Here is a 26,130-nt window from a genome sequence, read left to right as displayed (position 1 = left end):
CGCTCGGACCAACCTACGGTGCTCAGATCAGTCCGACATCCGCCAGCACAGACGCAGTACTGACGTAGGTTGGTCTGAGCTACGCGAAGCCCAACAAGCGGGATAACCGAAGAAACGCTGGGCCTCGCTACGCTCGGACCAACCTACGGTGCTCAGATCAGTCCGGCATCCACCAGCATCTGCTCCAGGGCCATCAGGTCCGGGATCTTCGCCACGTCGGTGCCCAGCTGCACCGAATCCAGCTCAAGGATCGACAGCGGTGCATTGGCGCGGCGCAGGTCGTTTTCCAGCTTCAGCGAGCGGGGAATGCCCTGCAGCAGCAGGGCGATGAACTTCACGTGCGGACGGCCGCCGAGGGCGTTGAGTACCGCCACCCGGGCACCCGATCCCACCTTTACCTCACCGCCCGCGGCAGCTTCGAAGGACAGCAGCGGCAGGCGCAGGTCGCGCCAGGCCACCTGGCCCAACAGCCAGGCGGGCAGGCCCGGCGTCGCCTGGGGCGCACGGTAGGGAATGAGTTCAGCCAGCGCCACGTTGGGCACCAGCAGGGTACGGTCGGACAGCGGCAGCAGCAGCCCGGTAAGGCTGGCGGCACTGTTCTGGGTGGTAACGGCTTGGCTCATGGGAAATCCTGGGTTAGCTGAACTGCGCGGCCAGATGTTCGACCAGCTTGGCGGCCAGCTCGCGCGGGTCGCCGCTGAAGCCGCTGTAGCCACCTTCGCGCAGGCTGTCGGGCATGCTCGAACAGGCGCAGGATTCGGCGCTCTGGGTCCAGATCAACCCGCCCTGGCGGCGCAGGTAGGCGGCGGCGGCACTGCCGTCGCTGCCCATGCCGCTGAAGGCGATGACGCCGCACTGGGCGCCGAAGTGCTGGGCGAGGTTGAGCATGGCCTGGTCGATGGACGGGCTGTAGGGTTCCGGCCAGGGGCGTTCGCCCACCTGCATGCGGCCGTCGTCGGCGAAATTCAGCTCGCGGCTGATGGGCACCACCACCACTTCGCCGCAACGCACGGCGTCGGCATGGCGGGCCTGGTTGACGTGCCACTGGCTGTGGCGACCGACTGCTTGGGGCAGCGCGCCCTCGAAGCTGGGGTCGATGTGTTGGGCATAGATGAACCCGATAGGCAGGCCGCCAGGCAGCGCGTCGAGGAACGCCTTGACCGCCGCCGGACCACCGAGGGAAGCGGCCAGCAGCCAAACCTGGCGCGCGGGCTCGCCCGCCACCAACGGGGTATCGGCAAGCGCCCTGGGCAGCTCCAGGCGGGACGGACGCTGCGCCTCGGCCAGCAGGGTTTCCAGGCTCGGCCCTACCGCCACCGCCGGATCACCCACCAGTTTCTTCAGCTTGCCGAACAGGCGCCGTTCCCAGCGCGGGTAGTGCTCGGAATGGCGCTCGGGTGCGTGCCCCTCGCCGAACAGCACCGGTGCGCTGGCGTGTTCCAGCAGGTTGTCCACCAGGGGCGAGTCTTCGGACAGGGCCAGATCCACCAGCCAGAGGTCCGTTTCGCAGGCCCCCAGGGCTTCCTCATCGAGGCGGGCGGGGTCGCTGTTGAGCACCACCTGGTAGCCGTTTCCGGTCAGCGCCTGCTGCAGCACATGGCGCTGCAACGAGGTGTCGGCGAGCACGGCGATGCGTGCGGAAGTCTTCTCTGTCATGTCCGTTTGACCAGATGCTGGATGGTTTCGAGCAGCAAGGACTCCTGATAGGGCTTGCCCAGGTAGTCATTTACGCCGATGGCCATGGCGCGCTCGCGGTGTTTCTCGCCGGTACGCGAGGTGATCATGATGATCGGCAGGTCCTTCAGGCGTTCGTCATGGCGCACCAGGGTCGCCACTTCGAAGCCGTCCATGCGCGGCATCTCGATGTCCAGCAGCATGATGTCAGGACGTTGCTCCTGCAGCAGGGCAATGGCATCTACCCCGTCCTTGGCGGTGAGCACGTTCATGCCGTTGCGCTCCAGCAGGCGGCTGGTGACCTTGCGCACGGTCACCGAGTCGTCCACCACCATCACCAGCGGCGGACGCTCCACGTCCACCTCCACCGGCAGCAGGTTGGCGCTGGCCGTACGCAGCAGCGGTTGCACCAGGTGCGCGTGACGCGAACGGATGGTCGCCAGCAGGTCGAGGATCACCACCACTCGGCCGTCACCGAGGATGGTGGCGCCGGAGATGCCGTGGACCCCAGCGAATTGCGCGCCGAGACTCTTCACCACGATTTCGCGGGAACCCACCAGGGCGTCCACCTGCACGGCCACGGCGTGCTCGGAAGAGCGCACCAGGATCACCGGCAGCGGCAGGCTCTGGCCTACCAGCTTGGGCTGCTGGCCGTTGTCCAGCAGGTCGCCCAGGTACTTCAGCTCGTAGTTCTGCCCGGCGTACTCGAAGCGCGGTGCGTCCGGCTGGTAATAGGTTTCCAGCTCGTAGGGCGAAACCCGCACGATACCTTCGATGGTATTCAGCGGGATGGCGTAGAGGTCCTCGCCGGAGAGCACCATCAGCGCGCGGTTCACCGACACGGTGAACGGCAGGCGGATGAGGAAGCGGCTGCCCTCGCCCGGCGTCGAGTCGATGCTCATGGTGCCGCCGAGCTGTTTCACCTCGGAATGCACCACGTCCATGCCGACGCCACGGCCGGAAATCTGGGTGACCTTGTCGGCGGTGGAGAAGCCCGGTTCGAGGATGAACTGCAGCACTTCGTGGTCCGACAGGTCGGACTCGGCGTCCATCATGCCGCGCTCGATGGCCTTGCGGCGCACCGCTTCGAACTTGATGCCGGCGCCGTCGTCGGCCAGGGTCAGGACGATATCCCCACCCTCGCGACCGAGATTCAGGCGAATGGTGCCGCTCGAAGACTTGCCGGCAGCACGGCGTGCCTCGGCATTCTCGATGCCGTGGTCGACCGCGTTGCGCAGCATGTGTTCCAGCGGCGCCACCATGCGTTCCAGCACGGTACGGTCCATTTCGCCTTCGGCGTTGCCGACGACGAATTCCACCTGTTTATCGAGTTCGCTGGCCACCTGCCGGACGATGCGACGCAGACGCGGCACCAGGCGGTCGAAGGGCACCATGCGGGTGCGCATCAGGCCTTCCTGCAGCTCGGTGTTCACCCGTGCCTGTTGCAGCAGCAGGGTTTCCGCGTCGCGGTTCTTCGCCGCCAGGGTTTCCTTGAGGTCGAGCAAGTCGGACGCGGATTCGAACAACGCCCGCGACAGCTGCTGCAGCTGCGAGTGGCGGTCCATTTCCAGCGGGTCGAAGTCCTCGTAGCCGGCGCGTTCGGCCTCGGCCTGGTAGCGACTGAGGATCTGCGCCTGGGTCTCGGTATCGAGACGGCGAAGCTGGTCGCGCACCCGCTCAATGGTGGCTTCCATCTCGCTCAGGGTGAAGCTGAAGTCGCTGACCTGCTGTTCCACGCGGCCACGGAAGATGGAGGTTTCACCGGCCAGGTTGACCAGGCCTTCGAGCAGCTCCGCCGGTACTTTCACCAGTTCCTGCGGGGCACGGCGAGCAGCGGCTTCCTGGGCGGCTTCACGAGCCCGCTGGACGAAGGGCAGCACGCGCTCCTCGCCAACCACCAGGGGCTGAGCGCTGGCCGCGACTATCGGTGCGGCCAGCTGGGGCAGTTCCGGCTGGCGCGGCGCCGGGGTGGGCACCGGCAGTTCTTCGGCCAGGCTCCGGTCGAGTTGCTGGCGCAGCTCTTCCAGTTCCGCCTGCAAGCCTTCGTAGCCCGATTGAACGTCGAGGAACAGGCTCTCCGGCCAGGGCGCGCCCTGTTGCTGCGCCTCGATCAGGTGTTGTTCCAGGTCATGGGTGAGGTCGCCCAGGCGCTTCTGCCCGGCCAGGCGCGCACCGCCCTTGAGGGTGTGCAGTACACGCAGCAGTTCGTCCACGTGGGCGCCGTCGTCGCGGGCCTCTTCCCAGCGACCGATGGCCGCTTCCATGGACTCCAGCAGGTCATCGGCCTCTTCCAGGAAGATATCGAGGATGTCCGCCTCGGCCACCGCCTCCAGTTCGTCCTCGACCACCGGCTGCAAGCGCACCGCAGTGGGCATGCTCAGTTGTTCGGTGGGGTTGGCGCGCCAGTGCTTGATGGCTTCGATCAGTGCCTGGCCATCCGGCAGCGGACGGCGCACGCGCACCGCGTCGAGCATTTCGCTCAGACGGTCCTGGCAGGCCTGCAGCAGGCTGAACAGCGCCGGGCTGGCGCGCAGGCGACCGCCGCAGAGGCCTTCGTAAAGGAATTCCAGTTCGTGGGCGAGATCGCCGATGGGACCGATCTCGGCCATCCGCGCACCGCCCTTGAGGGTGTGCAGGTCACGCTGCAGGGCTTCGATTTCGAGGCTGTTGTCCGGGTCCTCGATCCAGCGCTGCAGGGCGGCGCCGGCACTGTCGAGGATGTCGAAACCTTCCTCGAGGAAGATTTCCACCAGTTCCGGGTCCTGGTCGCTGTCGAAGGCCTGGGGCACGACGTAGACGGCCGGCTCTTCGGCAACTCGAAGCGCTGGCAACTCGGCCTCGGGCTCATCGGCGACAAGTTCGGTGAGGACTTCGTCGTCTTCTTCCGCCTGCGCGTCATTGGCGGCCGCCGGCGATTCGCCCAGGTCAGCGCCTCCCTCCGACTCGAAGTCCAACGCATCGAAGGCTTCGGATTCAGGCAGCGGCTGCACCACGGCGGCCGACAGGCTCTGCGCACCGCCCTGGCGGAAGCCACGGATGTCCTGGATCAGTTGCAGCGGGTCGGACAGCGCGCGGCGCGCCTGGAGCTGCTCCAGCAGCGAGGCCAGGCAGTCATGGCTGGACTGCAGCAGGCCGGCGAGACGCGGCGAATGGCTGTAGCGACGATCCACCAACCCTTCGTAAAGGGACTCCAGCTCGTGGGCGAGATCGCCGATGGGACGGATCTCGGCCATGCGTGCACCGCCCTTGAGGGTGTGCAGGTCACGTTGCAGGGCCAGCAATGCCGGGTTGTTGCCCGGCTCGCCTAGCCAGCGTTCCAGGGCCTTGCCCGCGCTGTCGAGGATATCCACCGCCTCATCGAGGAAGATGGACACCATTTCTTCGTCCAGCGTGGCCGGGACCTGGTCCAGCGGCGCAGCCTCGGGCAATTCCTCGGGTTCGAACGAAGCCAGCTCGGGAAGCGCGACGTCCTCCAGCACCTGGGCTTCTTCCGCCGGTTCCGGCAACGGCGGATTGTCTCCGGCACGCGCCCAGTCGGCGGTATCCGCGTCCAGCTCTTCGATTTCCAGGTCCGGGATGCCGGGCTCCAGCAGCGCCAGGGCCACCGGGTCCACCACTTCCTGCAACAGGTCGCGCAGGGCCTGGGCGCGCTCGGGCTGAGGCGTAACCTCCAGCGCGGCGGCCACCTGGTCCATCATGCCGATCAGGGCCTCGTGGGCCGCTTCGGCTTCGTCGAAGAAACGCTCGCTGACCGGCAGGCTGCCTTCATCGACCGCGCCATAGACATCCAGCAGGGCCTCGCAGAGTTCTTCGATCTGCGGCAGCTCGGCCAACTCGGCGCCACGGCCGAGGGTGGTCAGCTCTTCCAGCAGTGCGCCCAGCTCCTGGCGCTCGGCAGGGTGCTCGCGCCAGCGGCGCAGCAGGTCTTCGGCGTCCAGCAGGATGTCCATGCCCTCGGCGAGGAACAGGGAGATCATCTGCGGGTCGCGGGTCTCACCCTTGTCGTCTCGGCGCGCGGCGTTGGCGGCATCCAGGCGGTCCTGATGCAGCTTCCGGATGCGTTCCAGCAGCGCCTCACTGCCGGGGACCGGCGCCAGCGGCGTGCTGTCCAACTGGGCCACTCCCTGACGCAGCAGCTTCAGCGCCTCATGCAGCAGCTCGGCCTCGGACAGGTCGATGCTGAGCAGGTTGGTCTTGTATTCCTTGGCCAGCTTTTCCAGGGGCGTGGCGATTTCCGCGATGGGCATGATGCCGGCCATGTGCGCACTGCCCTTGAGGGTGTGCAGGGCACGCTGGAGGTCATCGTTGACCGTCTGGGGCAACTCCTGGTCGCAAGCCTTGATGAAGCCGGCGAGGGTTTCCAGGTGCAGCTCCGCCTCGTTGCGGAAGATTTCCAGCAACTGCGGGTCCATGGCCTCACCGGATTCGGTGATGACAGGAGCATGCAGCTCGCCCGCGGGCTCGACGGCCTGCTCTGAACCTGGGGCTTCAGATTTTGGGAGGCTCTGCCCCTTGGCCAGCGCATGGGCCGTGGCGGCCAGCAGGTCGACGTCGTCGCGCTGGCGCTGGGCCTTGGCGGCGTACTCCTCGACCAGGGCGGGCAGCAGGTCGACCACGTCCTGGACCACCTGATACACCGGCTCGTCGGTTTCGATGCTGCGGTCCAGCACGCGGTTCAGCAGGTTCTCGACCGACCAGGACAGCTCGCCGATGATCAGCGCACGGACCATGCGTCCACTGCCCTTGAGGGTGTGGAAGGCGCGACGCACTTCACCCAGCGAGTCGCGGTCGTTGCTGTCGGCCCGCCAGCGTGGCAGGTATTCAGCCAGGGTCTCCAGCACTTCGCCGGCTTCTTCGATGAAGACTTCCTGTAGTTCGTCGTCTATCGGTTCTTCGTCGGCGGGCGGCGGCAACAGGCTCGGCGGCACGTCGCGGGCCGGCGGGTTGAATGCCGGCACCGGCGCTGCCATCACCTCGGCGAGGGACAGCGGCCGCTCGGCGGCGGGCTCCACAACAGGTTCTTCCAGCGGTGCGCTGGGCAGTTCCACTTCCGGAAGGCCAAGCTCGGCGAGAGCGGCTTCGTCCCACTCCAGGGGCGCCGGCAGGTCCTCCAGATTCAAGGCGTCCAGTTCAGCCACCGGCTCGGCGCCTGGCAGGCTGTCCAGCTCGTCGAAGTCCAGGCTGGGCAGCGCTTCGAAGTTCTCCAGCGACATGTCCAGCGCCGGCGGATCGCCCGGCAAGGCAGGCGGCAGCTCTTCCAGATCGGCCAGATCGAAGCTCGGTAACGGCTGGCCTTCGTCGAACTCCAGCGGCTCGTCGAGGCTGAGGTTCAGCAGTTCGCCATCGCCTGCGACCGGTACTTCGGTTTCGGCGGGCAGGCTTTCCAGTTCGTCCAGATCGAGGCTGGGGAGGGCTTCGCCTACCGGCAGCAACACGGACTCCAGCTCCCGGAAGGCAATGGCCTCGGGCTTGGCCGGCGTATCCAGGGCGGGCTCGGTAACGAGGTCCGCCGCGTCGGCGGTCAGATCCTCCAGGCTCCAGGTGTTGTCGTCAGCCAAGGGGGCAGCCGCTGCGGTCAACTCCAGCGGCATGTCCAGGCTGAGATCGATGCTTTCGGCAGCCGGCTCGGCTTCCAGCTCGCCCAGACTCCAGTTGTCGTCGGAGACCAGCAGCTCGCCCTCGGCGGCCGGGGCCACGGTGGCTTCGGCCAGCCCCAGCGGCGCATCCAGGCTGAGGTCGATGCTCTCGGCAGCCGGTTCGGCTTCCAGCTCGCCCAGGCTCCAGTTGTCGTCGGATACCAGCAGCTCGCCTTCGGCGGCCGGGGCCACAGTGGCTTCGGCCAGTTCCAGCGGCGCATCCAGGCTGAGGTCGATGCTCTCGGCAGCCGACTCAGCTTCCAGCTCGCCCAGGCTCCAGTTGTCGTCGGATACCAGCAGCTCGCCCTCGGTGGCCGGGGCCACAGTGGCTTCGGCCAGCTCCAGCGGCGCATCCAGGCTGAGATCGATGCTCTCGGCAGCCGGCTCGGCTTCCAGTTCGCCCAGGCTCCAATTGTCGTCGGAGACCAGCAGCTCGCCTTCGTCGGCCGGCGCTTCGGCGAGTTGAACCGGTTCCAGCGGTGCCGACAGGTCGAGGCCGTCGTCCGCAAGCCCGAAGTCCGCAGCCTGGGGCATGACGGCTTCCGGCTCGTCTTCCGGGTCCAGGTGCTGGTGCAGCTCCGACTCTTCGGCGGCCAGTACTTCAATTTCCTGCAGCGGATCGGCCAGGGGCGCCGGGGCTTCTTCCTCTTCCACGCGGTCGAGGATGGAAGGCTTCTCCTGCAGCGGATAACCCAGGGCGCCGAGGCTTTCCTCGGCGACGTCGAGGATCAGGTCACCCTGGGCGGCATGGTCCTCGGACAGGCGTTCGAGGTAGTACTCGACGCTGGTGATGGCGTCGGCCAGGGTGTCCAGGCTCTGCCAGTTGGGCACGGCCTTGCGCGCCAGCAGTTGTTCGAGGATGTAGCGGTTGCAGGCTTCGAGCAGGGCCGCGGCGCGCGGCAGCGGGATCATCGCCATTCCGCCGCGAGCCTGAGTCAGCAGCTCCGGCACGCGGGCCAGGTGCTCATGGTTCCACTGCGAAGCGATGAATTCGATGATGGCGTCCTTGGCCTGTTCCAGGCCATTGCGCGCCTCCTTGATCACCAGTTGGTGGATCTGCGCCACATCGGTGGTGGGCAGGTGACTTTCTTCCGCCGCGCCTTGCTCCGCCGGGCCGACCATACCGGCCAGGGTGGCTTCGACGTAGAGCAGTGCACCGGCCACATCCATCAGCACCGCATCGCTGGGATCGCGCTGCCCCAGGGACAGGCCGTGGATGACGTCGATCTGGTCGAGGATCACCCGGCGCGGCTGGCCGAAACCGAGCACCGCCAGTGTGTCGGCGATCTGCTTGAGCGGCGGCAGCAGGGAATCCAGTTCGGCGACGCCGGAGCGGTCGCTGCGCACGAACAGGTCGAGACTGTCCTTGACCCGCACCAGCTCTTCACAGAGGGCAGTGACCACCGAGCGCATGGCATCGCGGTCGGGGCCAGCGAGACGGGCACGCTCCTCGTCCACCACGGCGGTATCGGGCAGGGCCTCGTCGAGGCGATAGCGCTCTTTCAGGGCGCGAATGCGCGGCGACTGGGCCGGGGCCTTGGCGATGTAGAACAGCAGGTTCTTCACCAGCTCTTCCGAAGCCGCCTGGTTGAAACCATCGGCGCCCTCTTCGAGCAGGCGTTTGAGTTCCATGTCGACCTGGCGCAGCAGGTTGCGTACCGAGGAACCGTTGACCACGGAGCCATTGGCCAGGCCTTCCACCAGGCCGGAGGCGATCTGCCAGAGCGGGCCGAGCGGCGCGTCCTGGCAAAGAGATTCGAGACGCGCGAACACCCGAGCCATGTAGCCCAGGTTGGTGGCCAGGTCCTGGTTGCGGATCACGCCCACCAGGGCGGTCTGCAGCATCTGCCGCAGTTTGCGCAGTAGCACCGGCAGGTCGGCAGTACGCATGCGCGCCAGGGTGTCCATCGACAGCGCCGGCAGAACGCTGGAAAGGTCCGGGGCGAACAGGCTGGTTTCCGAGAGCAGGTTGTCGCCACGGGCAGCACGCAGGTCGTTGAGCAGCGGCAGCAGGACCATCGGCAGGTCGCGGCGGGCACTCTGGATGCGGTCCAGGTAGGGCGGCAGCTGCAGGATGGCCTGCATCAGCACTTCCAGGGCCTCGCCCCGGTTGGCCGCGCGGCCTTCCATCAGGGCTTGGGCAAGACGCTCCATTTCTTCGGCGAGCAGGGCCGCGCCGTAGAACTCGACCATCTGCAGCGTGCCCTGGACCTGATGGATATAGGTCAGGCAGAAACGCATGCGCGTCGGGTCCTGGGGATTTTCGACGAAATCCTCCAGAGCCTGCCGCGCCTGCTTCAGGGTTTCCGCGATCTCGCCCTTGACCCACTCGAGGGCGACGTAGTCGTGCCGATCAGTCATAGCCGTCTGCTATCCCTTCCGGGTGAATGCCAGAACCTGTTCATTGGGCACCGGATCGAGATCCGGGTGCTGCCACCCCACCACTTCGCCGACACCCAGCACCATCAAGCCTCCCGGCGCCAGGCGCTCGGCCAAGCGGTTGAGGATTTCGCGGCGCCGCCAACGGCGGAAGTAGATCAACAGGTTCTGACAGAAAATTACGTCCATGCCGGACATTGGCGCCTTCGCCAGTTCCAGCACATTGAGCCGTGCGCAGCACACCCGTGCGGCCAGGCTCGGCACTATCTTGTAACGGCCATCGTCCTGGACCTGGAAATAGCGCTTGGTGAGGGCTGCTTCCAGTTGTTCCAGGCGCCTTGCGCCATACAGGCCCTCACGGGCCTTGGCCAGGGCGCTGAGGCTGATGTCGGTGCCGGTCACGCCGAAGTAATCCGGTCGTTCGGTACCGCCAAGGGCCTCGGCTGCCAGCATGGCCAGCGAATAGGGTTCTTCACCACTGGAGCAACCCACGCTCCAGATTTCCAGGGGCCGGGCAAGACCAGCCTCGATACGCCCCCGCAGATAATCGGTGAGCAGCTCGAAGGAAGCCGGGTGACGGAAGAAGCGGGTCTCCTGCACGGTCAGCCGATCCAGCAGGGTCGACCATTCCACCGCGCCACGCGGGCCATCGGTGACCTGACGGTAGTAGCTGGAGTAGTCCTGCACCCCCAGCTCACGCATGCGCGCGCTGAGATTGGCCTGGAGGAAGGAGCGGCGCTGGTCGCTGACCACCACGCCGGTACGCTCCTCCAGCAACTTCTGCCAGTCGTGGAATTCCGCTGTCGTCATGTCGGCCAGGGGTTTCAAGGCCCAGACGCCGCCTGGCTGCATGCTGTCGTGCCCTTGATTCATGGCCGTCGTGCCGCGGCCTCAGGCCGCGGCGCCTCCCCTGCTCAGGCTATGTCCTGCGCTTCCGGCAGCTTGAAGCCGGAAACCGACTTGCGCATCTCGCTCGCCATCTTCGCCAGGTTGCCGATGCTCTTCGCAGTGGCGGTGGTACCGGCGGAGGTCTGCGAGGTGATCTCCTGGATCACGTTCATGGTGTTGGAGATATGGCCCGCGGAGGACGCTTGCTGACGAGCGGCGTTGGAAATGTTCTGGATAAGTGCCGCGAGGGTCTTGGATACCTTCTCGATCTCTTCCAGGGCCACACCGGCGTCCTGGGCCAGGCGGGCACCGCGGACCACTTCGGACGTGGTCTGCTCCATGGAGATAACCGCTTCGTTGGTGTCGGTCTGAATGGTCTTCACCAGCGCCTCGATCTGCTTGGTCGCGGCGGAGGAACGTTCCGCAAGGCGCTGTACTTCGTCCGCTACCACGGCGAAGCCGCGGCCCGCGTCGCCCGCCATGGACGCCTGGATCGCGGCGTTAAGGGCGAGGATGTTGGTCTGGTCGGCAATGTCGTTAATCAGGCTAACGATGTCACCGATCTCCTGGGACGATTCACCGAGGCGTTTGATCCGCTTCGAGGTGTCCTGGATCTGCTCACGGATGTTGTCCATGCCGGTGATGGTGTTGTGCACCACTTCGTTGCCCTTGTTGGCGATGGCTACGGAACGTTCCGCTACCGCCGAGGACTCGGAGGCGTTCGCCGATACCTGGTCAATGGACACGGCCATTTCGTTGATCGCGGCGGAGGCGCCGGCGATTTCCTGGGCCTGGTGCTCGGAAGCCTCGGCCAGGTGCATGGCGGTGGCCTGAGTTTCCTGGGCGGCGGCGGCCACCTGCACGGCGGTCAGGTTGATGGTTTCCACCAGCTCGCGGAGCTGGTCGATGGAGTAGTTGATGGAGTCAGCGATCGCACCGGTGAAGTCCTCGGTTACGGTCGCGGCCACGGTCAGGTCACCGTCGGCGAGGTCGGCGATTTCGTCGAGCAGTCGCAGAATCGCTGCCTGGTTACGTTCGTTCTTCGCGGCGGTCTCGGCCAGTCGGTTGCGGGTACTCTGCACCATCACCAGGCCGATGAGGATGATCGAGCCCAGGGCGAACACGGCCAGCACGTAGCCGGCGAAGGTGTTCATGCCACGGCCATTGGCCAGGTTCTCGAAGCCGGTGGTCAGGGCGGAAGCCTTGTCCAGCAGGGTCTGGGAGCCGGTGAAGATGGTGTTGGCGGATTCACGGACCTGGAAGAGTTCGGGCGAGGTTTCGAGGATCTCGTCCACAGAGCCGGATACGAACTCGAAGAGCTCGGAAATCTCCTGCAGGCGCTCAAGGGCCTCGGTGTTGGTGACCTTGGAGATCTCCATCGCCGCGTTGCCTTCGATCATGGCGCTCAGTACGCGGCCGAACAGGCTGGCGTCGCGGCCGAACATGTCGGCGGCCTGAACCGAGTCGTCGTCACCGGCCAGTACCTTGTTCACCGAGCCGAGGATACGTTCGGCCAGCAGCGACTGGCGCTGGGCCACGGAAACCTGGCTGGCGGGAGCACCGCTTTCCAGGAGGATGTCCACGACTTCCTCGTACTCGACCTGGAGCTGCGGAATGGTTTCGGCCAGGGTGGCGGCTACCTGGTGCAGGGACAGTACGGTCTGCTCGCTGGCCAGGATGGCGTCGGCGTTCTTGCGCAGGCTGTCCCAGTCCTTCTGCACCACATCCATCTCGCCCTTCACGGCGACGGGTGCCGCAGGCAGGCCGGTGGTGGCGTCACCCTGTTGCAGGAAGTTCCAGCGCTTCTCGAAGTCGTTGCGCGCGTCCTTCAGCAAGGCGAAGGCTTCGGCCTTGCCCGCTGCGGCTTCACTGGAGTTCTTGGCGATACGCTGGGACAGCACGCGGAGTTCACCGGCGTGGCTGATGTATTCCTTGTCGTAATTCGCCTGGGTGTTGAGGTACGCGAAGTTCGCGAACAGCAGCACGATGGCGACGATCAGGACCACGAAGAGTCCGGCGATCAGCGACGTGCTGCGCACCCCGGAGAACAGATTGCCTGCGTTCAGTCTTTTCATTATCGGGCCCCCGCCTGGACCAACCACTTATTCCCATGTAACGCCAAAGGGCCGGCAAAGCCGGCCCAACCTTGAAGCCTTGGCCCCGGAGACTCTGCCCCGGTGACCGGTACGGAGCGCCATGCGCCCCGCGTCGAATCTAGACAGCCACCTCGAGGAACGCCTGGTGCTGCGCGAGCGCGTGCGGGCTGAATACCAGCCAGGGCTGCTCGCGATGGAAAACGCCGTGAATGAACGGCTGGATGCTGGCCTCCAGTGGAGGAAGCGTCTCGCTGAAGGAATCCACCAGGAAATGCTGCATGCCGAAGACTTCGTCGACGATCAGCCCGGCGAAGATCTCCTGATAGTCCACCACCAGGACCCGGCGCTGTTTGCGCAGCGGCGAAAGTTCGCTGCCGAAGAAGCCGCACAGGTCCATGACCGGTAACAGGCGACCACGGACGTTGGAAACGCCCTTGACCCAGGTCTTCACACCGGGAAGCGAGGTGTGGCGCGGCTCGTGCAGCACTTCGCTGACCTCGCCCATGGGCGCCACGAACAAGCGCTCGCCCATGCGGAAGCCGATACCGCTCCAGCTCTGCACCACCTGCTGCTGCGCAGGCAGGCCAGCCGCCAGCGCGCGACAGCGCTGGTCGATCTCGAAGAGGAGCTGGAAGGGAGTCTGCGAATCCGACATGGCGACCGGCCTTGGCCTGTTTCTAATAGTTATGTTTCGGGGACCGGCGCGGCAATCAGCCGGCCAGTACCGTATTCAGGGTCTTGATCAGCGTGTCTTCTTCGATCGGCTTGGTCAGGTAGTCACGCGCGCCCTGGCGCTTGCCCCAGACCTTATCGGTTTCCTGATCCTTGGTGGTGACGATAATCACCGGAATGTGACTGGTGTCAGCGTCCTTGGTCAGTTGACGGGTCGCCTGGAAGCCATTGAGACCGGGCATCACGATGTCCATCAGGACAGCGTCCGGCTTCTCCTGGCGGGCCAGGGCCACGCCGTCGGCGCCATTCTCGGCCTTGAGTACCTGGTGGCCATGCTTCTCGAGCATGGCAGTCAGCTTGTACATCTCGGTCGGCGAGTCATCAACAATCAGAATACGAGCCATGGTGTTCCCCATACGGAAAGGCTTCACCGGCCTTCAGGCCGGACTTCAGGAGGCTTGCTCCACCGGGGTGAAATCGGGGACGTGAGTCTTGATCGCGCCGAGCAGCTCTTCCTTGCTGAAGGGCTTGGTGAGGTACTGATCGGAACCGACGATGCGACCCTTGGCCTTGTCGAACAGGCCGTCCTTGGAGGACAGCATGATCACCGGGGTGGATTTAAAAGCACTGTTGTTCTTGATCAGGGCGCAGGTCTGATACCCGTCCAGGCGCGGCATCATGATGTCGACGAAGATGATGTTCGGGTGGGAATCGGCGATCTTGGCCAGGGCATCGAAACCATCAACTGCGGTGATGACCTCGCACCCCACTTTCTTGAGCAGAGTCTCGGCTGTACGACGAATCGTTTTCGAATCGTCGATCACCATGACCTTCAAACCCTCGGAATGCTGTTCCATGTTCGCCCTACCATCGCCTCGGTGAGTCGTTATTCTGCTTTATATATGTGCCTGAGGCCCTGCAACCGACGGGCTGCGACCCAATCGTCGGGCCTTTTTAGCACAGTCTCCAGACGCAAGCTACACGGCCTCTGCATCTGCGATTCTTCCCTTTCTGGGGAAGGTTTTTTCCTTGACCGCAATCAATGCCGGCGCCACCCTGAGCGCCTTATCCAACCGGCCCGCCAGCTTTGGCGCGCCCCTTGAAACCTGTTGCGGAGACCCCCCATGAGCGTTCGCCTCGGGATCGTCATGGACCCCATTGCGCAAATCTCCTTCAAGAAGGACAGCTCCCTGGCCATGCTACTGGCCGCCCAGGAGCGCGGCTGGTCACTGTTCTACATGGAGCAGCAGGACCTATACCAGAAAAACGGTGAAGCTCGCGCGCGCATGCGCCCCTTGAAGGTATTCCTCGACCCTGAACACTGGTTCGAGCTGGAAGCGGAGGCCGATACCCCGCTGGCCGAGCTGGACGTGATCCTGATGCGCAAGGACCCGCCCTTCGACAACGAGTTCGTCTACTCCACCTACCTGCTGGAACAAGCCGAACGGGCCGGCGTGCTGGTGGTGAACCGCCCGCAGAGCCTTCGCGACTGCAACGAGAAGTTCTTCGCCACCCTGTTCCCCGATTACACGCCGCCAACCGTGGTCAGCCGACGAGCGGACATTCTGCGCGAGTTTGCCGAAGAACAGCGTGACATCATTCTCAAACCCCTGGACGGCATGGGCGGTTCCTCGATTTTCCGTCACCGCGCCGGTGACCCGAACCTCTCGGTGATCCTCGAGACCCTGACCGCCCACGGCAGCCAGCAGATCATGGCGCAGGGCTACCTGCCGGCGATCAAGGACGGCGACAAGCGCATCCTGATGATCGATGGCGAGCCGGTCCCCTACTGCCTGGCGCGCATCCCGGCTGCCGGCGAGACTCGCGGCAACCTGGCCGCCGGCGGTCGTGGCGAAGCGCGTCCACTGACCGACCGCGACCGTGAAATCGCCGCCGCCGTCGGCCCGACCCTGCGGGAGAAAGGCCTGCTGTTCGTCGGCCTCGACGTGATCGGCGAGCACCTCACCGAGATCAACGTCACCAGCCCCACCTGTATCCGCGAAATCGACAAGGCCTACGACACGCGCATTTGTGAACGTCTCATGGATGCGATCGCCCGCAAGCTCGATGCGCGGAGTGCTTCATAGACTTTTATGCGGACGCTCGGCAGACTTCGCCGCTAACTGAAGCAAGCTGACTGGCGATGAACGCAGCCGTGAATACCTCCACCCAACTGTCCGCCGGCGTCCGCCCGGCGGATCGGCTGGGCTTTACCCTGTTCCTCGCCGCCGTGCTGCACGTGGCGCTGATCCTCGGTGTCGGCTTCACCGTCGGCGACCCACAGCAGATCAGCAAGACCCTGGAAATCACCCTCGCCACCTTCAAGAGCGAGGAGAAGCCGAAGAAGGCCGACTTCCTCGCCCAGGCCAACCAGCTGGGCAGCGGCACCCTGGAACACAAGGCCACGCCCAAGACCACCGAGCAGGCGCCATTCCAGGACAAGGAAATCCGCAAGACCACGCCCCCCGCCGCACCGCCCCAGGCACCGAAGAAGGAAGCGCCCAAGGCCGCCGTGGCCACCAAGAGCCCGCAGCCGCAGAAAACCACGGTCAAACGCGAGCAGACCAAGCCCCAGCCCGAGGCCACTCCGGCGCCGTCCTTCGACAGCTCGCAGCTCTCCTCCGAAATTGCCAGCCTCGAAGCGGAGCTCGACAAGGAGCGCCAGCTCTACGCCAAGCGCCCACGCATTCACCGCCTGAACGCCGCGTCGACCATGCGCGACAAAGGCGCCTGGTACAAGGAAGAGTGGCGCAAGAAGATCGAGCGCATCGGCAATCTCAACTACCCGGACGAAGCCCGCCGCCAGCGCATCTACGGCAACCTGCGCCTGCTGGTGTCGATCAATCGCGACGGCACCCTGTACGAGGTGCAGGTGCTGGAATCCTCCGGCCAGCCGGTACTGGACCAGGGCGCCATGCGCATCGTGCGCCTTGCCGCGCCCTTCGCTCCCTTCACCGGTGACCTCGCGGATATCGACCGCCTGGAAATCATCCGCACCTGGCGCTTCGAGCGCGGCGACCGCCTGTCGAGCAATTGAAAGCAGCAGGACGAGATTGGCTCTAGGCTTCAGGCAGAGTCCCGGCGTGGCGTGAGTCCGCGCCGCAGCCTTTTCGCTTGAAGCCTGCCGTCTTAAGCCTGAAACTAACCGACATGAAAAGCGCACCGAGCTACCTCAAGCATCATTTTCTGATCGCCATGCCGCACATGGCCGATCCGAACTTCGCCCAGACCGTCACCTACCTGGTGGAGCACAATGAGCAGGGCGCCATGGGCCTGGTGATCAACCGCCCCAACGGCCTGAGCCTGAGCGACGTACTCGAACAACTGCGCCCGGAAATCACTCCGCCGGCGCGCTGCCAAGGCCTGCCCATCTATGCTGGCGGCCCGGTGCAAACCGACCGCGGCTTCGTTCTGCATCCGACCGGCCACAGCTTCCAGGCCACTCTGGAACTGGGCGAACTGGCCCTCTCCACTTCCCAGGACGTGCTCTTTGCAATCGCCGACGGCAGTGGTCCGCAGAAGAGCCTGGTAGCCCTCGGCTACGCCGGTTGGGACGCAGGCCAACTGGAAGCTGAACTCAGTGACAACGCCTGGCTGACCTGCCCGGCGGACCTGTCCATCCTCTTCGACACCCCGTCCGAGCAGCGCCTTTCGGCGGCCGCCGCGCGCCTGGGCGTGAACCTTAGTCTGCTTACCGCCCAGGCCGGGCACGCCTGATGGCCGAACCCAAATCCCTGCGCCTGTTGCTCGGTTTCGACTACGGCACCAAACAGATCGGCGTTGCCGTCGGCCAGGCGGTAACCGGCCAGGCCCGCGAGTTGAAGGTGCTAAAAGCGCAGAACGGCGTCCCGGACTGGCAACAGGTCGAAGCCCTGGTCCGTGAGTGGCAGCCCGACGCCATGGTCGTCGGCCTGCCGCTGAACATGGACGGCACCCCCAGTGACATGAGTGCCCGCGCGGAAAAATTCGCCCGGCGACTGAATGGCCGCTTCAATCTCCCGGTATTCACCCACGACGAACGCCTGACCACCTTCGAAGCGAAGGGCCACCGCATGGCCCAGGGCCAGCGCGATGGCTACCGCGACCGTCCGGTGGACGCCCTGGCCGCCGCACTGCTGCTGGAAGGCTGGCTGGCCGAGAATTCCGCAACTTCCTGATTCCAGAACGCGAGGACCGCCGATGACCCTGCCCAATCCCGCCGAACTGCTGCCGAGGATGGCCAGCGACCTGCAAGCCCACCTGAAGGCCCGCAACATCGACGAACCGCGCTACATCGGCATCCGCACCGGCGGCGTCTGGGTTGCCCAGGCCCTGCTGGAACAGCTGGGCGAAAAGGGGCCTATGGGCACCCTGGACGTATCCTTCTACCGCGACGACTTCACCCAGAGCGGCCTGCACCCGCAAGTGCGCCCGTCCGCTCTGCCCTTCGAGATCGAAGGCCAGCACCTGGTGCTGATCGACGACGTACTGATGAGCGGGCGCACTGTGCGCGCCGCCCTCAATGAGCTCTTCGACTATGGCCGCCCGGCCAGCGTGACGCTGGTCTGCCTGCTCGACCTCAACGCCCGCGAGCTGCCGGTCCGCCCGGATGTGGTCGGTGCAACCCTGTCCCTGGGCGCCACTGAACGGGTAAAATTGCTCGGCCCCGCGCCGCTCACCCTCGAGCGCCAGGATCTCGCTTCACCCGCCTGACCTACCGATTTCTCGTAACCTTTCAGGGCCTGCCCCATGCCGACAGACGCCAAGCGCCCGCTGCAGCTCAACGACCAGGGCCAGCTGCGCCACTTCCTCTCGCTCGACGGTCTGCCCCGCGAGCTGCTGACGGAACTCCTCGACACCGCCGACTCCTTCCTCGAAGTCGGCGCCCGCGCGGTGAAGAAAGTACCGCTCCTGCGCGGCAAGACGGTGTGCAACGTGTTCTTCGAGAACTCCACCCGCACCCGCACCACCTTCGAGCTGGCAGCCCAACGCCTGTCCGCTGACGTCATCACGCTCAACGTGTCCACTTCCTCTACCAGCAAGGGCGAGACGCTGTTCGACACCCTGCGCAACCTGGAGGCGATGGCCGCGGACATGTTCGTGGTGCGCCACGCCGACTCCGGCGCCGCCCACTTCATCGCCGAGCACGTGTGCCCGGACGTCGCCATCATCAATGGCGGTGACGGCCGCCATGCGCACCCGACCCAGGGCATGCTCGACATGCTCACCATCCGCCGCCACAAGGGCAGCTTCGAGAACCTCTCGGTCGCCATCGTCGGCGACATCCTGCACTCGCGCGTGGCCCGCTCGGACATGCTCGCCCTGCGCACCCTGGGCTGCCGGGACATCCGCGTGATCGGGCCGAAGACCCTGATCCCGGTAGGCGTCGAGCAGTACGGCGTGAAGGTCTACACCGACCTCGCCGAGGGCCTGAAGGACGTCGACGTGGTGATCATGCTGCGCCTGCAGCGTGAACGCATGCAGGGCGGCCTGCTGCCCAGCGAGGGCGAGTTCTACAAGCTCTACGGCCTGAGCACCCAGCGCATGACACTGGCCAAGCCGGATGCCATCGTCATGCACCCGGGCCCGATCAACCGTGGTGTGGAAATCGAATCCGCCGTGGCCGACGGCAGCCACTCGGTGATCCTCAACCAGGTCACCTACGGCATCGCCGTGCGCATGGCAGTGCTCTCCATGGCCATGAGCGGCCAGACCGCGCAGCGTCAACTGAACCAGGAAGCCGAGGAGCTGAACTGATGCGTACCCATATCCTCGGCGCCCGCCTGATCGACCCGGCCAGCGGCCACGACCAGATCGCCGACCTCTTCCTCGACAGCGGCAAGGTCGCCGCCATCGGCAAGGCCCCGGCCGGCTTCGAAGCGGACAAGACCCTCGACGCCAAGGGCCTGGTGGCCGCCCCTGGCCTGGTGGACCTGTCCGTCGCCCTGCGCGAGCCCGGCTACAGCCGCAAGGGCAATATCGCCAGCGAAACCCTGGCGGCCGTCAGCGGCGGCATCACCAGCCTCTGCTGCCCGCCCCTGACCCGTCCGGTACTGGACACCCCGGCCGTGGCCGAGATGATCCTCGACCGCGCCCAGGAAGCCGGCCACGCCAAGGTCTTCCCCATCGGCGCCCTGACCAAGGGCCTGGCCGGTGAGCAGCTGTCCGAACTGGTGGCCCTGCGCGACGTGGGCTGCGTGGCCTTCGGCAACGGCCTGGCGAGCTTCGCCAGCAACCGCGTGCAGCGCCGCGCCCTGGAATACGCGGCCACCTTCGACCTGACCGTGGTCTTCCATTCCCAGGACGCTTCCCTGGCCGAAGGCGGCCTGGCCCATGAAGGTCCGACCGCCAGCTTCCTCGGCCTGGCCGGTATCCCGGAAACTGCCGAAACCGTGGCACTGGCCCGTGACCTGCTGCTGGTCGAACAGAGCGGCGTGCGTGCCCACTTCAGTCAGATCACCAGCGCCCGCGGCGCCGAAATGATCGCCCAGGCACAGGCCCGCGGCCTGCCGGTAACCGCTGACGTGGCCATGTACCAGCTGATCCTCACCGACGAGGCGCTGATCGACTTCTCCAGCCTCTACCACGTGCAACCGCCGCTGCGCACCCGCGCCGACCGCGACGCGCTGCGTGAGGCGGTGAAGAGTGGCGTGATCAACGCCATTTCCAGCCACCACCAGCCGCACGAGCCGGATGCCAAGCTCGCCCCCTTCGGTGCCACCGAACCGGGTATGAGCGGCGTGGAGCTGCTGCTGCCGCTGGCCATGACGCTGGTGCAGGACGGCCTGCTCGACCTCCCCACCCTGCTCGCCCGCCTCACCGTAGGCCCGGCTCGCGCCCTGCGCCTGCCTGCCGGCCGCCTCGCGGTTGGCGCTCCTGCAGACGTGGTGCTGTTCGACCCGCAAGCCACCACCCTGGCCGGGGAAACCTGGAAGTCCAAGGGCGACAACTGCCCCTTCATCGGTCACTGCCTGCCGGGCAAGGTGCGCTACACCTTGGTGGACGGCCGGATCATCTTCGAAGCCTGATTCCCACCCATGAAAAAGCCCGCCAATCGGCGGGCTTTTTCGTTTCAGCCAGATGGAGCCACCCAGCGGCTTAACAGCCCACGATGCAATTGCGCCGCTGCTTGGCGCGGTAGAGCCCATCATCCAGGCGTTTAAGCAAGGATTCGATCCCCTCGCCGGCCTGCATCGCCGCCACCGAGAAGCTGGCGGTCAGCCCCAACGGCAGGCTCGCATCGGCCTGGCTGACCAGCAAACGCAAGCGCTCCGCGAGGAGCAGCGCCGCGCTCTGGTCGGTTTCGGGAAGCAGGGCGATGAACTCTTCACCACCCCAGCGGGCGAAGCAGTCCTCATCCCGCAACGCCTGACGCACGGTACGGCTGACAGCCACGAGCGCGCGGTCACCGATCTGGTGGCCGTGGCTGTCGTTGATGCGCTTGAAGTGATCCAGATCGAACATCAGCAGCGCAGTGACATGCCCGTGACGTTGGAAACGCTGCCACTCGCCGTGGAGGCTGCGCTCGAAGTGCCGGCGGTTGGATATCTGCGTCAACGGATCGGTCTCGCTGAGGCGCATGGCGGCTTCCACCTGAAGGGCCAGCGCCTCGTTAGCCTGGCGCAACGCCTCGGTACGCGCCTCCACCAGCGCCTCAAGCTTGCGATTGAGAGCCAGGAGTTCATCGTTCTTGCGCTGCAATGCCAGTGCAGCCATCTTGCGCCGGTGGACGTTGCGGTGAGCGCCGATCATGCGTGTTGGCTTGCCGGCCTCGTCGAACTCGACGAAACGACCGTGATCGCTGATCCAGAGATAACTGCCATCCCGGCAACGGCAGCGGTAATCCTCGGCGTAGATCAGGCTTTCACCGTCCAGATAAGCCTGGAAATTGCGCATCACCCGCTCGAGATCACCGGGGTGGATCACCGATCGCCAGGTGTCCACGTCCTCCGGCAGGCTGTCCGGCGGATAGCCGAGCATGGAGTACCAGCCGGGGCTGCGCTTGACGTGATTGGTGCGGATATTCCAGTCCCAGATGCCGTCACTGACGATATCCAGGGCATAGCGCAGGGTGCGCTCGATCTCTTCGCGGGTGGTGCCATAGCAGTGGTCGAGGGGCGCGAGCTTGTCCATAAGCTTCCTACGGGTCGACGACCCGGCTGGGACTTCCACGCCCGGGCAATTGCCCGGGCGCCACGAACACTTGCCCCCAGCCTCAGGCCTGGATGGTCGCCGCCGGATTGATGACCCGGCCGAGCCCCAGGTTGCGCAAGGCGAGATGCAGCGAGCTGTGGATGACCTGCGGGTTGTCGATGGCCAGCAGTTGCTCCAGCAACTCCTTGGCTTTGGTCATGGTGACCTGGCGCAGCAGCCACTTCACCTTCGGCAGGTTGGTGGCGTTCATCGACAGGCTGTCGAAGCCCATGGCCAGCAGCAACACTGCAGCGGCAGGATCACCCGCCATCTCGCCACAGATGCTGACCGGCTTACCCTCGGCATGAGCGTCGTCCACCACCTTCTTCAACGCCTGCAGCACTGCAGGGTGCAGGTAGTCATAGAGGTCCGCCACACGCGGGTTGTTGCGGTCCACCGCCAGCAGGTACTGGGTCAGGTCGTTGGAGCCCACCGAGAGGAAGTCCACCTGGCGCGACAGCTCCTTGGTCTGGTAGACGGCAGCCGGGATCTCGATCATCACCCCCACCGGCGGCATGGGGATGTCCACGCCTTCGTCACGCACCTCGCCCCAGGCACGGTGAATCAGGTGCAGCGCCTCTTCCAGCTCGTGGGTTCCGGAAATCATCGGCAGCAGGATGCGCAGGTTGTCCAGGCCTTCACTGGCCTTGAGCATCGCGCGCACCTGGACCAGGAAGATTTCCGGGTGATCGAGGGTGACGCGGATGCCGCGCCAGCCGAGGAAGGGGTTGCTTTCCTTGATCGGGAAGTAGGAAAGCGCCTTATCGCCGCCGATATCCAGGGTACGCATGGTCACCGGCAGCGGATGGAAAGCGGCGAGCTGCTCGCGGTAGATGGCGAGCTGCTCCTTTTCGCTGGGGAAGCGCTCGTTGATCATGAACGGCACTTCAGTACGGTACAGGCCGACGCCCTCGGCGCCGCGCTCCTGGGCGCGGGTCACGTCGGCGAGCAGGCCGGTGTTCACCCAGAGCGGCATGCGATGACCGTCCAGGGTTTCGCAGGGCAGGCTGCGCAGCGCATCCAGGCCCTTGACCAGCTGGCGTTCCTCTTCCACCACTTCGCTGTACTGCTTGCGCAGCTCGGGCGAGGGGTTGGTGAAGACTTCGCCGTGGTAGCCGTCGACGATCAGCTCGATGCCGTCGACCTTGGAATACGGCAGGTCGACCACGCCCATCACAGTGGGAATGCCCATGGCGCGGGCGAGAATGGCGACGTGGGAGTTGCCCGAACCCAGGACCGACACCAGGCCCACCAGCTTGCCTTCCGGCACTTCGCCGAGCATCGCCGGGGACAGCTCCTCGCTGACGAGGATGGTGTTCTCCTGGTAGACCAGGTTCTGCTTGCGCTCTTCCTGCAGGTAGGCGAGCAGGCGGCGGCCGAGGTCCTTGACGTCCGAGGCGCGCTCACGCAGGTAGGCGTCGTCCATCAGTTCGAAACGGGTCACGTGCTCCATCACCACCTGGCGCAGGGCGCCCTGGGCCCACTGGCCGGTGCGGATCACGCGCTTGACTTCCATGCCGATGGAGGCGTCGTCGAGCATCATCAGGTAGACGTCGAAGAGCGCACGTTCTTCGGGGCGCAGCTGGGTTTCCAGCTTGCTGGAGAGGCGGCGCATGTCTTCGCGCACCGCTTCCAGGGCTTGTTTGAAGCGCTCGACCTCGGCTTCGATGTCATCGACCGCGCGATCGGGCACGACGTCGAGATCGGCGGGCGGCAACACCACAACCGCCTTGCCCACGGCGGCACCGGGTGCGCCCGGCACACCGACGAACTTGGTTTCCTGGATTCCCTTGCCCTGGCGACCCAGGCCGCGAATGGAGCCGGTCGCCTCGGCATGGGCGATTACGCCCGCGAGCTGCGCGCTCATGGTGACGAGGAAGGCTTCCTCGCCCTCGTCGAACTGGCGGCGCTCCTTTTGCTGCACCACCAGTACGCCCATCACTCGACGGTGGTGGATGATCGGGGCGCCGAGGAAGGAGGCGAATCGCTCTTCACCGGTCTCGGCGAAGTAGCGGTAACGGGGGTGATCGGCGGCGTGCTCGAGGTTCAGCGGTTCCTCGCGGGTACCCACCAGGCCCACCAGGCCTTCGTTGGGCGCCATGCTGACCTTGCCGATGGAGCGCTTGTTCAGGCCCTCGGTGGCCATGAGCACGAAGCGGTTGGACTCCGGGTCCAGCAGGTAGACCGAGCAGACCTGGCTGCCCATGGCCTCCTTTACCCGCTGCACGATGATCGCCAACGCCGCCTTCAGATCCTTGGCGGCGTTCACTTCCTGGACGATCTTGCGCAGCGTGTTGAGCATGGCTAGGCAGCCTTTCTCCGGGTCAGTCTTGCGCCAGCAGGCGCGGTGCTAGTTCCTTGAGGGCACGACGGTAGACTTCTCGCTTGAAGGTCACCACCTGACCCAACGGGTACCAGTAACTGACCCAGCGCCAGCCATCGAACTCGGGCTTGCCGGTCAGGTCCATCCGTACCTTGTTCTCGTCCGACTGCAAGCGCAGCAGGAACCACTTCTGTTTCTGGCCAATGCACAACGGTTGGCTGTTGGTTCGCACCAGCCGCTGGGGCAGACGATAGCGCAACCAGCCGCGGGTGCAGGCAAGAATCTTCACATCCTGCTCTTCCAGGCCAACTTCTTCGTTCAACTCCCGGTAAAGGGCCTCTTCGGGCGTCTCCCGTGGATTGATCCCGCCTTGCGGGAACTGCCAGGCATCCTGATTGATACGCCGGGCCCAAAGCACCTGCCCGACATCATTAGCGAGAATGATGCCGACATTCGGGCGAAAACCATCGGAATCGATCACGGCACTCAACCTCGCAAACGCATGTTCCGGCATTGTTCCATAAAGGCCGCAAACGCAGCAATGCGAGCATTTCGCGCGATGGGCAGGTCCACCCAAAGCGGCTATTCTGGCCGCCCTTCGAAGCCTCGATGCAAGGAAAAACGACGTGCGTTTGGCTCTTTTCGACCTCGACAACACCCTGCTGGCCGGCGACAGCGACCACGCCTGGGGCGACTACCTGTGCGAACGCGGGATTCTCGACGGAATTGCCTACAAGGCACGTAACGATGAGTTCTACCACGACTACCTGGCCGGCCGCCTGAACATCCAGGACTACCTCAACTTCAGCCTGGAAATACTCGGCCGCACCGAGATGGTGCAACTGGATCAGTGGCACCGTGAGTTCATGCGCGACTGCATCGAACCCATCATCCTGCCCAAAGCCGAGGCCCTGCTGACAGAACACCGCGCCGCCGGCGACAAGCTGCTGATCATCACCGCCACCAACCGCTTCGTCACGGCGCCCATCGCCAAACGCCTGGGCGTCGAAACCCTGCTGGCCACCGAATGCGAAATGGCCGATGGCCGCTACACCGGCCGCACCACCGACATCCCCTGCTTCCGCGAGGGCAAGGTGACGCGACTGGCGCGCTGGCTCGACGAAACCGGTTTCGACCTCGGCGACAGCACCTTCTATAGCGACTCGCTGAACGACCTCCCTCTGCTGGAACAGGTGACCCGCCCGGTGGCGGTGGACCCGGACCCGAAACTGCGTGTCGAGGCAGAACAGCGCGGCTGGCCGGTGATCTCCCTGCGTTAGTGCAGATGGCAGGGTGCGTCATGCGCACCCTGCAACCGGGTCAGAGCGGCTTGATCACCATCAGGGCGTAAACCGCCACCAGCACGCCCAGCACGAACACCGCCAGGCGAACGCGCAATGCCAGATGGGCGGCAATCTGCGGCCCGAGCGGCTGGCCATCCCGCAAGGCCTTGCGCGCGCGGTTGCGAATGCGCACCTGCAGCCAGAACAGCGGCAGCCAGCAGAGCGCCGCCAGCAGATAAAGCCCGGTGCTCCACAGCAACCAGAGCTGCCCCACGGGCCAGCCGCCCACCTTGGCCAGGGCCAGGCCGGTCAGCGGCAACAGCGTGGCAGAGCTGGCGATGAACCAAAGATCCAGCCTCACCAGCGAGGAAAAGGTGAGCGCGATTTGCTGGAGGTCGCCGCCTTTCCACGCCCGATAAGCGAAGAACAGCCCAACCAGCACCGCGCCGAGCAGCACCACAGCGAGCAGCCCGTGGACGGTCTTGAGCAGGAAATAGAGGGTCATGCCGGGCGCTGGCGTCGCGTCAGAGCGGCTTGGCCAGCATCAGCGCCAGCACCGAAAGGAACAGCAGCAGGCCCAACAGGCCGTAGGCAGCGCCGAACTTGAGGCTGCGCTGCACCGGCGCCGAAGCCGGTCCGCCCTCGACCAGAGCCTGCTCCCGCAGGCGCGCAACGCGACCGAACAGCAACAGCCAGGCGATGCAGCCGAACAGGTAGAGGATGGCGCCCCCCAGCAGCCAGGTCTGGCTGAGCGGCAAGCCGGCGAGGTTGACCATCCACCAGCCGCTGACCGGCAGCGAGACGGCCACGAGGATCAGCAGCGGCACGCCGATCAGCAGGATACGCCGCAGGCTCGGGCCGATCAGGGCAGCGTCGCCGGAGCGGAAGTTGCGCCAGCCGTACCAGGCCAGTCCCACCAGCCCGCCGAAGAACAGCAGGGTGGCCAGGCCGTGGAGGATGCGGAACAGCAGGTAGTTTTCCATGGAACAGGTCCTTGTCAGCGAAAG

The 26,130-nt window shown here is 65.4% G+C and carries 21 protein-coding genes; 8 read left to right on the top strand and 13 right to left on the bottom strand.

Features of this window, described 5'->3' with window-relative positions; genetic code table 11:
- Positions 1-152 precede the first annotated feature (152 nt).
- The 8 genes from E8F06_RS21575 to pilG form a co-directional block, all read right to left on the bottom strand.
- Complete coding sequence (locus E8F06_RS21575) at positions 153-623, bottom strand: chemotaxis protein CheW (RefSeq protein ID WP_280370853.1); 471 nt, start codon at positions 621-623, stop codon at positions 153-155.
- A gap of 13 nt (positions 624-636) precedes the next feature.
- Positions 637-1,656 carry a chemotaxis protein CheB gene (locus E8F06_RS21570; RefSeq protein WP_280370851.1) on the bottom strand — a complete coding sequence of 340 codons (1,020 nt, stop codon included), beginning with the start codon at positions 1,654-1,656 and terminating at the stop codon, positions 637-639.
- Positions 1,653-9,671, bottom strand: a complete 8,019-nt coding sequence (locus tag E8F06_RS21565) for an Hpt domain-containing protein (protein WP_280370850.1) — start codon at positions 9,669-9,671, stop codon at positions 1,653-1,655. The genes E8F06_RS21570 and E8F06_RS21565 overlap by 4 nt, the downstream gene beginning before the upstream one ends.
- Positions 9,672-9,680: 9 nt before the next feature.
- Entirely contained in the window at positions 9,681-10,541 is an 861-nt protein-coding gene (locus tag E8F06_RS21560) for a protein-glutamate O-methyltransferase (RefSeq protein ID WP_280371001.1), read from the bottom strand.
- A 62-nt stretch (positions 10,542-10,603) separates the two neighbouring features.
- A complete protein-coding gene (locus E8F06_RS21555; RefSeq protein ID WP_280370848.1) occupies positions 10,604-12,652 on the bottom strand; it encodes a methyl-accepting chemotaxis protein in 2,049 nt (682 codons plus the stop codon).
- 139 nt (positions 12,653-12,791) lie between these two features.
- On the bottom strand, positions 12,792-13,328 hold the full coding sequence (locus E8F06_RS21550) for a chemotaxis protein CheW (RefSeq protein ID WP_190833300.1): 537 nt from the start codon (positions 13,326-13,328) through the stop codon (positions 12,792-12,794).
- A 55-nt stretch (positions 13,329-13,383) separates the two neighbouring features.
- Positions 13,384-13,749, bottom strand: coding sequence for a twitching motility response regulator PilH (gene pilH / locus E8F06_RS21545; protein ID WP_151131354.1), 366 nt, complete (start codon positions 13,747-13,749; stop codon positions 13,384-13,386).
- A 45-nt stretch (positions 13,750-13,794) separates the two neighbouring features.
- Entirely contained in the window at positions 13,795-14,202 is a 408-nt protein-coding gene (pilG, locus tag E8F06_RS21540) for a twitching motility response regulator PilG (RefSeq protein ID WP_003455569.1), read from the bottom strand.
- A gap of 267 nt (positions 14,203-14,469) precedes the next feature.
- On the opposite strand from pilG, the gene gshB reads away from it, so the two are divergent.
- The 7 genes from gshB to E8F06_RS21505 all read left to right on the top strand — a co-directional run bounded on the left by gshB (position 14,470) and on the right by E8F06_RS21505 (position 20,352).
- Positions 14,470-15,432 (top strand): glutathione synthase, encoded by a 963-nt coding sequence (gene gshB / locus E8F06_RS21535; protein WP_280370846.1) that lies wholly within the window; start codon positions 14,470-14,472, stop codon positions 15,430-15,432.
- A gap of 56 nt (positions 15,433-15,488) precedes the next feature.
- On the top strand, positions 15,489-16,382 hold the full coding sequence (locus E8F06_RS21530; protein WP_280370844.1) for an energy transducer TonB: 894 nt from the start codon (positions 15,489-15,491) through the stop codon (positions 16,380-16,382).
- Positions 16,383-16,495: 113 nt separating this feature from the next.
- Positions 16,496-17,062, top strand: a complete 567-nt coding sequence (locus tag E8F06_RS21525) for a YqgE/AlgH family protein (protein WP_190833294.1) — start codon at positions 16,496-16,498, stop codon at positions 17,060-17,062.
- Positions 17,062-17,502 carry a Holliday junction resolvase RuvX gene (gene ruvX, locus E8F06_RS21520; RefSeq protein ID WP_280370842.1) on the top strand — a complete coding sequence of 147 codons (441 nt, stop codon included), beginning with the start codon at positions 17,062-17,064 and terminating at the stop codon, positions 17,500-17,502. The genes E8F06_RS21525 and ruvX overlap by 1 nt, the downstream gene beginning before the upstream one ends.
- Positions 17,503-17,524: 22 nt before the next feature.
- On the top strand, positions 17,525-18,037 hold the full coding sequence (gene pyrR / locus E8F06_RS21515; RefSeq protein WP_271471490.1) for a bifunctional pyr operon transcriptional regulator/uracil phosphoribosyltransferase PyrR: 513 nt from the start codon (positions 17,525-17,527) through the stop codon (positions 18,035-18,037).
- Positions 18,038-18,073: 36 nt separating this feature from the next.
- A complete protein-coding gene (locus E8F06_RS21510) occupies positions 18,074-19,081 on the top strand; it encodes an aspartate carbamoyltransferase catalytic subunit (RefSeq protein WP_280370838.1) in 1,008 nt (335 codons plus the stop codon).
- On the top strand, positions 19,081-20,352 hold the full coding sequence (locus E8F06_RS21505; protein ID WP_280370836.1) for a dihydroorotase: 1,272 nt from the start codon (positions 19,081-19,083) through the stop codon (positions 20,350-20,352). Before E8F06_RS21510 ends, E8F06_RS21505 begins: the two co-directional genes overlap by 1 nt.
- Positions 20,353-20,422: 70 nt before the next feature.
- Here E8F06_RS21505 and E8F06_RS21500 read toward each other — a convergent pair whose 3' ends face one another.
- The 3 genes from E8F06_RS21500 to E8F06_RS21490 form a co-directional block, all read right to left on the bottom strand.
- The gene (locus tag E8F06_RS21500) at positions 20,423-21,457 is read right to left on the bottom strand and encodes a sensor domain-containing diguanylate cyclase (protein ID WP_280370834.1); all 1,035 of its coding nucleotides are present in this window, start codon (positions 21,455-21,457) and stop codon (positions 20,423-20,425) included.
- Positions 21,458-21,539: 82 nt separating this feature from the next.
- Positions 21,540-23,819, bottom strand: a complete 2,280-nt coding sequence (gene ptsP, locus E8F06_RS21495; RefSeq protein ID WP_280370832.1) for a phosphoenolpyruvate--protein phosphotransferase — start codon at positions 23,817-23,819, stop codon at positions 21,540-21,542.
- A 22-nt stretch (positions 23,820-23,841) separates the two neighbouring features.
- Positions 23,842-24,321 carry an RNA pyrophosphohydrolase gene (locus tag E8F06_RS21490; RefSeq protein WP_190833280.1) on the bottom strand — a complete coding sequence of 160 codons (480 nt, stop codon included), beginning with the start codon at positions 24,319-24,321 and terminating at the stop codon, positions 23,842-23,844.
- A 145-nt stretch (positions 24,322-24,466) separates the two neighbouring features.
- On the opposite strand from E8F06_RS21490, the gene E8F06_RS21485 reads away from it, so the two are divergent.
- The gene (locus E8F06_RS21485) at positions 24,467-25,120 is read left to right on the top strand and encodes an HAD family hydrolase (RefSeq protein WP_280370829.1); all 654 of its coding nucleotides are present in this window, start codon (positions 24,467-24,469) and stop codon (positions 25,118-25,120) included.
- A 40-nt stretch (positions 25,121-25,160) separates the two neighbouring features.
- Here the strand turns inward: E8F06_RS21485 and E8F06_RS21480 are convergent, their stop codons facing one another.
- Both E8F06_RS21480 and E8F06_RS21475 read right to left on the bottom strand, forming a co-directional pair.
- Positions 25,161-25,628 carry a DUF2269 domain-containing protein gene (locus E8F06_RS21480; protein ID WP_280370827.1) on the bottom strand — a complete coding sequence of 156 codons (468 nt, stop codon included), beginning with the start codon at positions 25,626-25,628 and terminating at the stop codon, positions 25,161-25,163.
- Between the two features lie 19 nt (positions 25,629-25,647).
- Entirely contained in the window at positions 25,648-26,106 is a 459-nt protein-coding gene (locus tag E8F06_RS21475) for a DUF2269 family protein (RefSeq protein WP_280370825.1), read from the bottom strand.
- Positions 26,107-26,130: the final 24 nt, after the last annotated feature.

Origin of the sequence: Pseudomonas sp. BN411 (assembly GCF_029871235.1) — a bacterium.
GTDB lineage: Bacteria > Pseudomonadota > Gammaproteobacteria > Pseudomonadales > Pseudomonadaceae > Metapseudomonas.
This window is presented reverse-complemented; position numbering and strand designations above follow the sequence as displayed.

Bases quoted from the DNA above. Each gene is read 5' to 3' on its own strand.
- ruvX (WP_280370842.1), top strand. From the start codon at position 17,062: ATGGCCGAACCCAAATCCCTGCGCCTGTTGCTCGGTTTCGACTACGGC.
- pyrR (WP_271471490.1), top strand. From the start codon at position 17,525: ATGACCCTGCCCAATCCCGCCGAACTGCTGCCGAGGATGGCCAGCGAC.
- E8F06_RS21480 (WP_280370827.1), bottom strand. From the start codon at position 25,628: ATGACCCTCTATTTCCTGCTCAAGACCGTCCACGGGCTGCTCGCTGTG.
- E8F06_RS21565 (WP_280370850.1), bottom strand. From the start codon at position 9,671: ATGACTGATCGGCACGACTACGTCGCCCTCGAGTGGGTCAAGGGCGAG.
- E8F06_RS21555 (WP_280370848.1), bottom strand. From the start codon at position 12,652: ATGAAAAGACTGAACGCAGGCAATCTGTTCTCCGGGGTGCGCAGCACG.
- E8F06_RS21550 (WP_190833300.1), bottom strand. From the start codon at position 13,328: ATGTCGGATTCGCAGACTCCCTTCCAGCTCCTCTTCGAGATCGACCAG.
- gshB (WP_280370846.1), top strand. From the start codon at position 14,470: ATGAGCGTTCGCCTCGGGATCGTCATGGACCCCATTGCGCAAATCTCC.
- E8F06_RS21525 (WP_190833294.1), top strand. From the start codon at position 16,496: ATGAAAAGCGCACCGAGCTACCTCAAGCATCATTTTCTGATCGCCATG.
- ptsP (WP_280370832.1), bottom strand. From the start codon at position 23,819: ATGCTCAACACGCTGCGCAAGATCGTCCAGGAAGTGAACGCCGCCAAG.
- E8F06_RS21505 (WP_280370836.1), top strand. From the start codon at position 19,081: ATGCGTACCCATATCCTCGGCGCCCGCCTGATCGACCCGGCCAGCGGC.
- E8F06_RS21575 (WP_280370853.1), bottom strand. From the start codon at position 623: ATGAGCCAAGCCGTTACCACCCAGAACAGTGCCGCCAGCCTTACCGGG.
- E8F06_RS21475 (WP_280370825.1), bottom strand. From the start codon at position 26,106: ATGGAAAACTACCTGCTGTTCCGCATCCTCCACGGCCTGGCCACCCTG.
- pilG (WP_003455569.1), bottom strand. From the start codon at position 14,202: ATGGAACAGCATTCCGAGGGTTTGAAGGTCATGGTGATCGACGATTCG.
- E8F06_RS21510 (WP_280370838.1), top strand. From the start codon at position 18,074: ATGCCGACAGACGCCAAGCGCCCGCTGCAGCTCAACGACCAGGGCCAG.
- E8F06_RS21500 (WP_280370834.1), bottom strand. From the start codon at position 21,457: ATGGACAAGCTCGCGCCCCTCGACCACTGCTATGGCACCACCCGCGAA.
- pilH (WP_151131354.1), bottom strand. From the start codon at position 13,749: ATGGCTCGTATTCTGATTGTTGATGACTCGCCGACCGAGATGTACAAG.
- E8F06_RS21530 (WP_280370844.1), top strand. From the start codon at position 15,489: ATGAACGCAGCCGTGAATACCTCCACCCAACTGTCCGCCGGCGTCCGC.
- E8F06_RS21560 (WP_280371001.1), bottom strand. From the start codon at position 10,541: ATGCAGCCAGGCGGCGTCTGGGCCTTGAAACCCCTGGCCGACATGACG.
- E8F06_RS21570 (WP_280370851.1), bottom strand. From the start codon at position 1,656: ATGACAGAGAAGACTTCCGCACGCATCGCCGTGCTCGCCGACACCTCG.